Source organism: Dellaglioa sp. CoH-57-MRSF-17 (assembly GCF_056782015.1).
In genome coordinates this window covers 1-280 of sequence record NZ_JBXAXY010000036.1, presented here as the reverse complement: position 1 = coordinate 280, position 280 = coordinate 1, and positions in this window count along the sequence as shown.

Here is a 280-nt window from a genome sequence, read left to right as displayed (position 1 = left end):
CCCTGCGCGATGTGGTACACAACCTCCGCCACCTCGTAATCAACCGAGGTGGCGGCCTCGAAGCGGATGACCTCACCGACACGCGGGACCGCCAGATCACCCGTGGCAGACGCAAGATTGATATGGTCGGCCTCATTGTAGTATTGAATGTTGACGTTGCTCATATTGCCCTCCGCTGTTGAATGCTGTGCAGTATGCGCTTAATTGCGCGTGCCGTCAACCTTGTTTCTTCTGATTTTCCGTGTGTTGGGCAAGCGCCGCACGATCACGTTCTGTCAGG